This window comes from Agathobacter sp. (assembly GCF_977054825.1).
The window spans coordinates 181,236-194,106 of record NZ_CDRTEH010000004.1 but is presented as its reverse complement, the minus strand read 5'-3'; the positions used below and the strand labels follow the sequence as shown (position 1 = coordinate 194,106).

Here is a 12,871-nt window from a genome sequence, read left to right as displayed (position 1 = left end):
ATCACAACAAGATACGATGTCTGGCAGTAAGACCGAAGAGCGTGACCGGATGTCCCACAAATGGAGGAAATTAAAATGGCAAAATATCGTAAGTTAAGCAGAACATCAAGCCAGAGAAAGGCTTTACTCAGAGGTCAGGTTACACAGCTTCTTGTTAACGGAAAGATCGTTACAACAGAGGCTAAGGCTAAAGAGGTTCGTAAGATCGCTGAGGGTCTTATCGCATTAGCAGTAAAAGAGAAAGACAACTTCGAAGAGGTTACTGTAACAGCTAAGGTTGCCCGCAAGGACAAAGATGGCAAGAGAGTAAAAGAGGTTGTAGACGGAAAGAAAGTTACTGTTTATGACGAAGTAGAGAAGAAGATCAAGAAGGATTCTGCTTCACGTCTTCATGCCAGAAGACAGATGCTCAAGGTTCTTTACACAGCTAAAGAGTCTGACGGCACAAAGAAGGGAACAAAGACTATCGATGTAACAAACAAGTTATTCGATGAGATCGCTCCTAAGTATGCAGATCGTAACGGTGGTTACACAAGAATCGTTAAGATTGGACAGCGTAAGGGTGACGGAGCTTTAGAGGTTCTCCTTGAGTTAGTTTAATATTTAATCGGTATAAATCTTAGACTAAATAAAACCAGAGATTTGAGTGGATGACACTCACTTCTCTGGTTTTTTATATTTATAAGAAAAGCCGTGTGAAATCTCATTCATTTCACACGGCTCTTCGATTAATACGATTAATTAATTATTTTTTGCTGCAGCCTGCTCGTCATTGTACTTCTGAACACACTTCTTGATTCTGTCATATGGTGAGAGAAGATCACTGATAGAACAGTCATGGTTTAATGTATCAATGAGGTATGCGATGTATTTACTCATGTCACAGCTGATATAGTACTCCTTAGAGAGAAGCTCAGGTGACTGGTAGATAAGGTTTGTTGTAACTACTCTGTAGATGAGACCTTCCTCATAAGCCTTGTCAAATGAATCAAAGCCGTTTGTGAAGAGACCGAATGTAGAAACAACAAAGATTCTGTTAGCTTTACGCTTCTTGAGCTCTCTAGCTGTATCGATCATACTCTCGCCTGAAGAAATCATATCATCGATGATAAGAACATCCTTACCCTCTACATTTGTTCCGAGGAACTCATGAGCTACGATAGGGTTACGTCCGTCAACGATACGGCTGTAATCACGACGCTTGTAGAACATACCCATGTCCACTCCGAGTACGTTTGCAAGGTAGATAGCACGGTTTGTAGCACCCTCATCAGGAGAGATAATCATGAGATGATCAGCGTCAATAGTGATATCCTTTACGTTCTTTAAGATGCCCTTGATGAACTGGTAAGAAGGCATTACATTCTCAAAGCCGTTAAGAGGAATAGCATTTACCACACGAGGGTCATGAGCATCGAAGGTGATGATATTGTCTACACCCATGTTGATAAGCTCCTGAAGAGCCAATGGACAGTCAAGAGACTCACGGCCTGTACGTCTGTGCTGACGGCTCTCATAAAGGAAAGGCATGATAACTGTGATTCTTCTTGCTTTTCCACCGGCTGCAGCGATAACACGCTTTAAGTCTGCATAGTGGTCATCAGGTGACATGTGGTTTGTCTGACCGCATACTGTATAGGTAAGACTGTAGTTTGTTACATCTACCATGATGTACAGATCATAACCACGAACTGACTGGTTGATAACACATTTAGCCTCGCCAGAACCGAATCTAGGCGTAGAAGGCTTGATAATATAGCTGTTTTTGTAGTAGTCCTTGAAAGCACTCTCGTTAGCATGCTGGTGCTCTCTGTGCTCTCTCCAGCCCTGTAAGTATGCATCTACCTTCTGGGCAAGACCTATACAACTGTCAGTTGCAACAAGTCCAAGTGTACCGGTTGGCATAGTCTCCAAAATTCTCTCATCGTTTGGCATTGTTATTCCTCCATATAACCATATAATAAATAAACTAAATATATATAAAAAGCGTTATTTGGATAGACGCTTTTTAATTCGTATGTCATCTCCGAAGAGCTTGATAAAACTATAATTGCTTGAAATTCTTGAAAGTGTTCTCTCGGAGTAAAGCTCTGCTATCTGCTCCAGATTCAGATTAGTGGAAATAATAGTCGATTTCCGGCGCAGTATACGCTCATTTACACAAAGGAAAAGCTGTGATGTGGTAAATGAGTTGGAAAGCTCGGTTCCGAGGTCGTCTATGATAAGTAAATCACAGTCGAATATATTCTGGTGCGCTGCGATGGCATCTGCATCCTTTTCAAACACACCTTTGCTTAATATATCAAATAATTGGAACGCTGTAAAGTAAATTACGGAGTAACCTGCATCTAAAAGCTCTTTTGCTATGCAATTGGACAGAAAAGTCTTACCGACACCGGTATTTCCATAGAAAAATATGTTTTTGGGTTTACTTTCAAAATTGTCTATAAAATCATGACAGTTCGTCACGGCAAGCTTTGCTGTGGCGAGAGCAGACAGCCCTGTCGCAGGATTTTTCTGCTCATCTGAGTAATAATCAAATGAGAGAGTAGAGAAATTCTCACGTGACAAAATCTCCCTGATATTGGACTGCGAATAAACGGTATTGATGATGGCCTGCTTGAAGCAATGACATTTCTGACCGTCTATATACCCTGTATCATGGCAATCGGGACAGGTGTAAATCGGCTCAAAATAATCAAGCGGATATCCGAGTGTGGATAGCAGCGCAGCGCGCTCCTCCTTATAGTCCTCGATTGCAAGGCGTAAAGCGGCAAGAGCATTCTCATCGCCGTCCATAAGCCTGTACGCCTGTCTGACGGATGCCGATGCAATCTCCGAGTCAATCTCCTTGAGGCGTGGCGCCTTGCGATAGGCTTCCTCAATACGCTTGTCATGTATGTATTTGTTCTGAAGCTGGCGTTTATCGTAGCCTCGCATTATCTCATCATATTGAGCATTGGTAAGTGCCATATATCCTCCTTGGGATGTGAAATATAACTTGAAAAAACATATAACTTAATTGCGCAACAGAAATCATACAGTTTAAATCATACCGTCGAATTCAGAAACAGCTTCTCAAGCTTGTCGTAATCATTGTTACGCTGATTGAAGTTATTAAATTTATTTTTGGAATTTGAATTATTGCTTTTTGGTTTTGAGAAACCATTTGCAGCATTTGCACCCTGTGATGAGCCGGAGCCTGTGGCTTTATTGGCTTTTGCAAAGTTTGCATCAAGCACCTCAACATCCTTTAATGTATGTACATCCTTTTTCCTCCAGTTTGTGAGTATGGAGTCTGTGTACTCGAAGCTTGGCTTCTGGATAGCTGAAATGGTTTTACTGCAGGCGGCCTTTACAAGCTCCATATCGAAGCCGTATTCGCCGACCCATTTGTTGATGAGTGACACCTCAGAGTCAACCAGATTGCGGCCTGTGATGCCTAGAGCCTTCATTACAGAATAGTAAATCTGTGAGTGAGCGGCTGCATCGTCCTTTGCCTGGTCTACGGTCTTTATGCCGGCATCGGCCCAGCCGAGAGCGACCTTGTTCATGTACCTAAGGCTCGAATGCCCTTTGGTAATGCAGTACTCCACGAGATACTCCACCAGGTCGGTGGAAAAATGAAGCTCGTCCAGCCAGTAGAGCACCATATTGGTGTCTGTGGAAGAGAGCGTATGCTTCAGGTATGTCTCTATAATAAAGAAAAGCTCTGAAATATCAGGATTCTTTCTAAATTCCTTAATCTCATCAAGTGTGTATTCCTTCTGTGAAGGCGCAGGCTTGTCAGTAGCCTGGTTCTTAAGCTTTTCCATAACGGAATCCTGCATCTGACTATCCGCGCCGGAAATATTTTGCGCAGTGTTATTATCCACATTGCTTTGCATATTATTCTGCACAGCGTTATTAATCACACCATTTTGCATATTATTCTGTGTGGCATTATCAGCCACGTCACTTTGTATATTATTCTGCGCAGCCTGCATTCCGGTTACAGCAAGGCTACAGAGGTTGATTCCCATAATCTGACCGTCAGCACCGGTTTGCACCTGCAAAATACCCTCAGATGCCCAGTAATTGAGGGCACGTACGATGTCGGCCTCAGTGTTGCTGAAATGGTCGGCAATCTCTGAAATGGTTGCTATGCCTGCCCCGGAGCCTGTCGCACGGAGCAGATAAAGGTATACCTTGACAAACTCGCCGTTTGCCTTTGGCATGTATTGATCTATAAAAATATCTGACACAGTAGTGAATGATGTTGCTATGTCACTGCTTATGTTTATCGCTGTCATATAAAAAACTCTCTTTCGCTTAACCTGTGAGCAATTATAGCACAATATTTTAACTGTGTGAAGATGGTAAAAGTGCTACAAGCCTTGTAAACTCGGGCTTTTTGAATCCACAAAAGAATGTGGATAATGTGGATAACTGTGTAAAATAATTGAAAAATCAATGTATCACAGGGTATATAAGCTGTTGAAAATTATTTAAAAAATCCACACACAAAATGTGAGTTGTTAACATTTTGTATGTGGATAACGTGGATAACTTATTTCTTAAGCAGGTCTTCGCCGATTTCTACTACATTTCCGGCACCCATGGTTATCAACAGGTCGCCGTTTACACAATTTTCTGATAAAAATTTCTCGATTTCCTCAAATGATGGGAAATAGTGCGCATTCACACCTTTTTCGAGCAATAAATCAAGGATGTCCTTGGATGAAATACCATAGGTGTTCTGCTCACGAGCAGCATAGATATCGGCAAGCACTACAACGTCTGCCATGGAAAGAACATCGGCAAAATCATTTAAGAATGCCTTGGTTCTGGAATAGGTATGCGGCTGGAAGCAAAGAACGAGCCTGTCATGTGGATATTTCTGTGCAGCTGTCAGGGTTGCACGGATCTCGGTTGGATGGTGAGCGTAGTCATCAATGACTGTGACACCGTTTACCTTGCCCTTGTACTGGAAACGTCTGTCAGCACCACCGAACTTGTCGAGGCCTGTGAGGATAGACTCAGTGTCGAGACCGAGTGTGGTGGATAAAGCTATGGCTGCGAGCGCATTGCTTACGTTGTGAGCGCCCGGAACAGAGAGCTTTACGTCGAAAAGTGGACTACCCTGTCTCATAGCTGTAAAAGATGCACAGGCTTTATCGTCATAGGTTATATTTTCCGGATAGAAATCATATTTTGAATCAAAGCCATAGGTGATAATCTTCTGAGGAAGCCCTGCGACAATCTCCTCATAGCGGTCAATCTCGCCATTGATGATGGTAGCGCCGCCTGCGAGAGTGTTTGATGCATACTCGCGGAAGGAATGTCTGATGTCGTTGATATCCTTGAAGAAATCCAGATGCTCAGCCTCAATATTTAAAATAATGCTGTAGCGTGGTCTGAAATTCAAAAAGCTGTTTGTGTACTCACATGCCTCAGAGATGAAATACTCTGAATCACCAACACGCAGATTGCCGTGGATAGATGACAAAATACCTCCTACGGAAATGGTAGGATCTGTCTGGGCGGCGAGAAGAATCTCGCTGATCATGGATGTGGTGGTAGTCTTGCCGTGTGTACCGGCTACAGCAATAGAATAATCGTAATTATCCATAATCTGTCCGAGAAGCTCGGCTCTTGTAAGCATCGGAATACCGGCTGCCTTTGCTGCGGCAAACTCAGGATTGCTTTCATGGATAGCTGCAGTGTAAACCACCAGGTCGATACCGGAGGTGATATTGTCAGCACTCTGACCATATATGACTTTTATGCCCTTTGCAGCAAGCGTCTTTGTGAGGTCTGATTCCTTTGAATCGGAGCCTGAAATGGTAAAGCCCTCCTCATGCAGAATCTCTGCGAGACCGCTCATGCTGATACCGCCGATGCCTATGAAATGAATGTGTATTGGTTTGCTGAAATCTATTTTATACATTAATTTTACCTGCCTGATTTATTATAATTTATATTAATTATACAACTAAATATAGTATTTGCAAAGGAAAAATAAGGCGTAATGAGAATGGACTTTCAAATGATAATAATCATTGTAAATTAAACAGAGATACGATAAATGATACTTGTGCAAAATGTCGAAAATAAAGAAAAATAATATTTGATTTTGTGAAAAATGTTGAAGTGATAATGCGGCTGTGGTATAATTTTCCATATAAAATAATTCATCCGGACCATATGAATTTGATGGGGTTAAGGTATGTAGCAGCTGTAATCTATGTAACAGCAACTATAATTTATATGTAAGCAATTGAGATTCATTATTTATTATAGAAGCATTACAGATACGGTTATTACAGAGACAAATGGTGGGGACCGGATGGACACAACAAAAATTAGGACAGACGAGGAGTGATAACGTGATCAAGAAAGAAATGATAGCCATGCTTTTAGCAGGCGGTCAAGGCAGCAGACTTGGTGTTCTGACAGCGAACGTAGCAAAACCGGCAGTTTCGTTTGGTGGAAAATACAGAATCATAGATTTTCCGCTTAGCAACTGCATCAATTCAGGCATTGATACAGTGGGGGTACTTACACAGTATCAGCCGCTCAGACTTAACAGCCACATCGGAATAGGTATTCCGTGGGATCTCGACAGGAATAACGGAGGAGTCGCAATACTGCCTCCTTATGAGAAAAGTGGCAACAGCGAGTGGTACACAGGTACAGCCAATGCAATCTACCAGAATATGAGGTATATAGACAGTTACAACCCGGACTATGTGTTGATACTGTCAGGAGACCACATTTACAAGATGGACTATGAGGTGATGCTTGACTTCCACAAGGAAAACAATGCCGATGTGACCATAGCAACCATGCCGGTGCCTATCGAGGAAGCAAGCCGATTTGGTATCGTCATAGCCGATGATGATAAGCGCATCAATGCATTTGAGGAAAAGCCGGCTCATCCGCGCAGCAATCTCGCATCAATGGGCATTTACATATTCTCATGGCCGGTGCTAAAGGAAGCATTACTTGCACTAAAGGATCAGGAAAACTGTGATTTTGGCAAGCATGTCATACCATACTGCTTTGAAAACGACAGACGTATGTTTGCATACGAGTTCAACGGATACTGGAAGGACGTAGGTACACTGGGCTCATACTGGGAGGCCAATATGGAGCTTGTAGACCTCATTCCGGAGTTCAATTTGTACGAGGAGTACTGGAAGATTTACACTAAAAATGATGCAATTGAGCCACTCTATATAGCAAAAGGAGGCCATGTGGAGCGCAGCATCATGGGGGAGGGCTGTGAATGCTATGGCCATGTGGAGCATTCTGTCATAGGTGCCAACGTCAAGATTGGAAGAGGCGCAGTAATACGTGATTCCATCATCATGCGTGACACAGAGATAGGCTCCAATGTCACGATAGACAAGTCCATCATCGCGGAAAACTGCAAGGTGGGCGACAATGTGACACTTGGCTTCGGACAGGAAAAACCAAACGTATTAAATGAGAGCATATACTCATTTGGGCTTGTCACTATAGGAGAAGATTCTGTGATACCGGACGGGGTAAAGATAGGCAAAAATACAGCAATTTCCGGTGTTACATATGAAGAGGATTACAAAGACAGTGTGCTTGAGGGCGGAGAAGTTATTATCAAGGCAGGTGACGGAAAATGAAGGCAATAGGAATAATTTTGGCCGGCGGCAACAATAATAGGATGAAGGAACTGACAGCAAAACGAGCAGTACCGGCCCTGCCGATAGCAGGCAGCTTCAGAAGCATAGATTTTGCGCTCAGCAGCATGTCAAACTCACATATACAGACTGTCGCAGTACTGACCCAGTACAATGCGCGCTCACTGAATGAGCATCTGAGTTCTTCAAAATGGTGGAATTTTGGCAGAAAGCAGGGTGGCTTGTTCCTCTTTACACCTACAGTCACAGCGGACAACAGTGACTGGTACAGGGGCACAGCAGATGCGATGTATCAGAACATTGATTTTCTCAAGAGACGCCATGAGCCATATGTCATCATAAGCAGCGGTGACTGTGTATACAAGCTGGATTTCAACAGAGTGCTTGACTTCCACATCGAGAAAAAATCAGACATCACAGTGGTATGCAAGGACATGATGTACAACGACGATGTCAGCCGTTTTGGTGTGGTACGCATGGATGATGAATCAAGAATCACAGAGTTTGATGAAAAGCCAATCGAGGCCTCATCCAACACCATTTCCACAGGTATCTATGTCATCAGAAGACGACAGCTTATAGAGCTTTTGGAGGCAGCAGCAGAGGAAAACAGATTCGATTTCGTAAATGATATCCTCGTGCGCTACAAAAATGTAAAGAAAATATACGGCTACAAGATTAATTCATACTGGAACAATATCGCCGATATTGATGCATACTTCAAGACCAATATGGATTTCCTAAGGCCTGACGTCAGAAGCTATTTCTTCAGGGAGGAGCCGACCATCTGCTCAAAGGTGGACGACCTGCCACCGGCCAAGTTTAACCCGGGCTCAGACATTTCAAACAGCCTTGTATCAAGTGGCTGTATCATAAACGGCAGCGTGGAGGATTCGGTACTTTTCAAGCAGGTATTTGTGGGCAAAAACACTACCGTGAAGAACTGCGTGCTGCTCAATGACGTCTATATAGGCGACAATGTGCACCTCGAGAATTGTATCGTAGAGAGCCGCGGAACCATCAATCCAAACACATGCTACTGTGGTGAGGATGAAGTCATGATAGTAAAAGAAAAAAATGTAAGATATGTAATTTAAAACAGACCAGGGGGACAAAAATATGCAGATTACAGACATCAGAATTCGTAAGGTAGAAAAAGAAGGCAAGATGAAGGCGGTTGTGTCAATCACAATCGATGATGAATTCGTGGTACATGACATCAAGGTAATCGAAGGAGAAAAGGGACTTTTCATCGCCATGCCAAGCCGTAAGGCAAACGATGGCGAGTACAGGGATATAGCCCATCCGATTAACTCTGCCACACGCGAAAATATCCAGAATATGATTCTAGAAAAGTATAAGACAGAGATTGAGAATGTATAAGATCAAACAAAGATTCGACAAAGATTCGAGCCACGAGGGCAGACTTTGGGACTCGTAATATGCTAAGCTATAGCCATCATAAGAAAGAGATAAAAAATCTTTCTTATGATGGCTTATTTTTATATTTTCGGAAGCGGGAGGTATAGGGTATGCATATTTTGACACTCATATCATTAATTTTATGAAAAAAGTTGTAAAGTGGTGTCGTTACAAGATATCTAATAAAAAAATATATTAGCAAAGTGATGGTTATTAAAAACCAAATTTGATTATTTACAATCAAAATAAAAAGTGATATAGTAAGAGTATAGAAAACGGTTGTAAATAACCCGATGGAGGGAATTACATTGAATCTTTCAGTTAAAGAGCTAAAAGAGAAAGAAATCTCAAAAGTTGAAGAGATTAGTTGGAATATTTCAAACAGGATAAGAGAATTTGGCAATGCTTCTACGTACGGTGGATTTTGTTTAGCATATGTGGCCTATGTATCTTTAAAAAATAAAATAATAGATATAAACCAGTTAAAAGAATATGTGGAGCGGACTTTTTCACCAGAAAGAGTCAGTTTCATAAAAGAAAATATTGGAAATTTATGGAATGCTGCAATAGAAATTTCAGAAGAATATTCAGAAGATGCACTTTTAGCAACTGTTTTATGGTGGCAATTACAGGGGAATCGGTTCATGGGAGAATGTGAAACACCGCAGAGTGTAGTAAAGCTGGCAAATGAGATTCTTCAGATTTCAAATGATAAGGTGGCAGATTTTTGCAGCGGAATTGGCTCGTTTCTTGTGAGTGCCATAGAAAAGAGTCCAGAATCACAATTTTATGGTACAGAGATTGTGCGAGATGTAAAAGAAGTGTCAGCAATCCGTACAGAATTGATATCTGATCGGGTAAAAATTGAGCAAAAATCAGTTTTAAATATAAAGGATAATTTGATGTTTGATAAAATATTCTGTGATTATCCATGGGGAATAAAAGTAAAAGACAGCATTGGAAGTAACAAAGCATTACAAGCAATATATGATGAGATACCAGAAGTACAGAAGGTGGCAGCAGGAGACTGGATATTTATTATAAATGTCATGAATCACCTTAATAAAAATGGTAAGGCTGTTATTTCGGTAAGCAATGGGGTTACCTGGAATGGTGGAAATAATACAATCATTCGTGAAAAATTTATAAAACAAGGATTTGTAGAAGCAGTGATTGCTCTTCCGCAAAATTTATATCTGAATACAGGAATTGCATGTTCGTTACTGGTGTTAAGTAGAAGTAATAAAAACATAAGAATGATAGATGCAACAGAAATGGTATCGGTTGGACGGAGACAGAACATTCTTAGTGATGAAAATATTTCTGAGATTGTTGAATTGTTGAATACTGATGACAAAAATTCAAGATTGATTTCTATTGAAGAGGTAGCGGAAAATGAATATGTTCTTAATCCGTCAAGATATCTTCAACGAGAAACAGTTGTAAAAAATGGTGTGTTTTTTGAAACTGTAATAAAGAATATAACAAGAGGAGCACAAATTAAAGCATCTGTTTTAGATGAAATTGTATCAGATGAACCGACGAACATGCAGTACTTGATGTTGGCAAATTTACAGGATGGAATCATTAGTGACGAACTTCCATATTTGAAGAAAATAGACTCTAAATATGAAAAATATTGTATAAAAAATGGAAGTCTGGTAATTTCCAAAAATGCATCACCGGTGAAAATGGCGATTATGTCCGTACAAGAAGGCAAGAAGATTTTGGCAAATGGAAATCTCTATGTTATTGAACTAGATAAAGATAAGATAAATCCTTATTTTTTAAAAGCGTATCTGGAAAGCGAAAATGGAAAGTCGGCTTTATCCAGAGTTGCAGTAGGCGCTACCTTGTTGAATCTACCGGTGGAAGGATTAAAAAAGGTGATAATTCCGTTGCCGGATTTAGAAAGTCAGAAAAAAATTGCAGATCAATATTATGCGAAGCTAAGTGAGATTAAAGAATTAAAATACAAACTGGAAAAGGCAACAGAAGAACTGGAACATATTTATACGGAGGAAAAATAAATGGATGACAATAATAAATTTGATGTAGTTGGAACCAATATAGCAGAAAAAGCGACGATGATCTGGAATGTAGCAGATATGCTTAGAGGACCATTCAAACCGCATGAATATGGTTTGGTAATCTTACCAATGACAGTAGTAAAAAGATTTCATGACTGCCTATTGCCGACGCATAAAGCAGTACTTGAAAAGTATGAGGAAGTAAAGAAATTTGCAGTTATTGATGGATTTTTGACAACAGCCTCCCAGTATCAGTTTTATAATATCAGCAAATATACATTTGATTCATTGCTTGCTGATCCGGAAAATATTGAAGCAAATTTTCAAGATTATTTAAAGGGGTTTTCTGACAATGTACAGGATATATTAACAAAATTTGACTTTGATAATATTATTCGTAGACTTGTGGAAAGTAATACATTATATTTAGTTATCAAGGAATTTAATTCACAGAAAGGCTATCTGGGACCAGATAAGATTAGTGCAGTAGACTGTGGATATATTTTTGAAGATTTGGTAAAACGATTTTCAGAGTCGTTTGGTGAAGAGGCCGGAGCACATTTTACTAGTAGAGATATAATTTATTTAATGACAGATTTACTTTTATCAGATGCAGATTTAAGTAAAGGTGGAAATGTAACAGTATATGATATGGCAATGGGAACAAGCCAGATGTTATCATGTATGGAAGAACGTATTCATGAGTTAAACAATGAAATCAGTGTTACATGTTTTGGACAGGAATTTAATCCGTCTACATTTGCAATTGCTAAGGCAGATATGATGATTCGAGGGGGAGATCCTAATAATATGCGATTTGGGGATACATTGAGCGAGGATCAATTCGAAGGATTTCAATTTCAGTACATTATTTCGAATCCGCCTTTTGGAATTGATTGGAAGCGGGAACAGAAAAAAGTAACAGAAGAAGCTAAAAAAGGAAAACATGGAAGATTTGCACCAGGGTTACCTAAAATTAATGATGGTCAACAGTTATTTGTTCTTAATGGGTTAAAAAAATTGGCACCTAATGGGAAAATGGCAATAATTCAAGATGCATCGCCATTATATGCTGGAGATGCAGGAAGCGGATCGTCAAATATAAGAAAATATATTTTAGAGAATGATTGGCTTGATGCAATAATAAGGCTTTCAACTAGCCAATTTATGAATACGCCTATAGGTACATATATTTGGGTGATTTCTAAGAATAAGCCAGATTATCGAGCTGGAAAGGTTCAGTTGATTGATGCATCTGAATGTTATAAAGTTCGGCGTCGTCCAATCGGGAAAAAACGAAATGATATAACAACTGAATGTGCAAAACTTATTGTGCAAGCGTATGGGGAGTATAAAGATGATATGCGTTACAATATAGATGAAATTTGGTGTGAAAGTAAAATTTTCCCGATAGAAGAGTTTGGATATCATAAAATAGTTGTAGAACGTCCTCTTTATGATGAAAATGGGAAAATTATATATAAAAATGGAAAACCAGTTGCTGATACAGCATTACGAGATACGGAATTAGTTCCAATGAAAATCGACATTGATGAATATTTACGAGAAGAAATTAAGCCATATGAACCTGATGCATGGATAGATAAGAAAAAAACAAAAATAGGGTATGAAATTCCAATGATTCGCTACTTTTATAATTTTCCTAAATTTAAAGGTCATGATGAGTTATTTGAAGAATTAAAAAATATAGAAGCTACAATTCAGGAATCTATGAAGATTCTATTTGAGGATTAAAAA

At 40.0% G+C, this 12,871-nt stretch carries 10 protein-coding genes; 6 read left to right on the top strand and 4 right to left on the bottom strand.

Features of this window, described 5'->3' with window-relative positions; genetic code table 11:
* Positions 1-75: 75 nt before the first annotated feature.
* Positions 76-600: a bL17 family ribosomal protein gene (locus tag ACW6PM_RS06265; RefSeq protein WP_015515540.1), complete on the top strand. Its 525-nt coding sequence runs from the start codon at positions 76-78 to the stop codon at positions 598-600.
* A gap of 141 nt (positions 601-741) precedes the next feature.
* On the opposite strand, the gene ACW6PM_RS06260 is transcribed toward ACW6PM_RS06265, so the two are convergent.
* The 4 genes from ACW6PM_RS06260 to murC all read right to left on the bottom strand — a co-directional run bounded on the left by ACW6PM_RS06260 (position 742) and on the right by murC (position 5,929).
* Positions 742-1,935 (bottom strand): ribose-phosphate pyrophosphokinase, encoded by a 1,194-nt coding sequence (locus ACW6PM_RS06260; protein WP_308650170.1) that lies wholly within the window; start codon positions 1,933-1,935, stop codon positions 742-744.
* A gap of 54 nt (positions 1,936-1,989) precedes the next feature.
* The gene (locus tag ACW6PM_RS06255) at positions 1,990-2,973 is read right to left on the bottom strand and encodes an ATP-binding protein (protein ID WP_456056594.1); all 984 of its coding nucleotides are present in this window, start codon (positions 2,971-2,973) and stop codon (positions 1,990-1,992) included.
* Positions 2,974-3,050: 77 nt separating this feature from the next.
* On the bottom strand, positions 3,051-4,292 hold the full coding sequence (locus ACW6PM_RS06250) for a DnaD domain protein (protein WP_456056593.1): 1,242 nt from the start codon (positions 4,290-4,292) through the stop codon (positions 3,051-3,053).
* Between the two features lie 257 nt (positions 4,293-4,549).
* A complete protein-coding gene (gene murC / locus ACW6PM_RS06245; protein ID WP_308650167.1) occupies positions 4,550-5,929 on the bottom strand; it encodes a UDP-N-acetylmuramate--L-alanine ligase in 1,380 nt (459 codons plus the stop codon).
* Between the two features lie 439 nt (positions 5,930-6,368).
* Between murC and ACW6PM_RS06240 the strand changes: the two genes are divergently transcribed.
* The 5 genes from ACW6PM_RS06240 to ACW6PM_RS06220 all read left to right on the top strand — a co-directional run bounded on the left by ACW6PM_RS06240 (position 6,369) and on the right by ACW6PM_RS06220 (position 12,868).
* Positions 6,369-7,643 (top strand): glucose-1-phosphate adenylyltransferase, encoded by a 1,275-nt coding sequence (locus ACW6PM_RS06240; protein WP_456056592.1) that lies wholly within the window; start codon positions 6,369-6,371, stop codon positions 7,641-7,643.
* A complete protein-coding gene (gene glgD, locus ACW6PM_RS06235; RefSeq protein ID WP_456056591.1) occupies positions 7,640-8,758 on the top strand; it encodes a glucose-1-phosphate adenylyltransferase subunit GlgD in 1,119 nt (372 codons plus the stop codon). Before ACW6PM_RS06240 ends, glgD begins: the two co-directional genes overlap by 4 nt.
* A 22-nt stretch (positions 8,759-8,780) precedes the next feature.
* Positions 8,781-9,044, top strand: coding sequence for a septation regulator SpoVG (spoVG, locus tag ACW6PM_RS06230; protein WP_012741361.1), 264 nt, complete (start codon positions 8,781-8,783; stop codon positions 9,042-9,044).
* A gap of 347 nt (positions 9,045-9,391) precedes the next feature.
* Positions 9,392-11,113 carry an N-6 DNA methylase gene (locus ACW6PM_RS06225; protein ID WP_456056590.1) on the top strand — a complete coding sequence of 574 codons (1,722 nt, stop codon included), beginning with the start codon at positions 9,392-9,394 and terminating at the stop codon, positions 11,111-11,113.
* A complete protein-coding gene (locus tag ACW6PM_RS06220; RefSeq protein ID WP_456056589.1) occupies positions 11,114-12,868 on the top strand; it encodes a type I restriction-modification system subunit M in 1,755 nt (584 codons plus the stop codon).
* Positions 12,869-12,871: the final 3 nt, after the last annotated feature.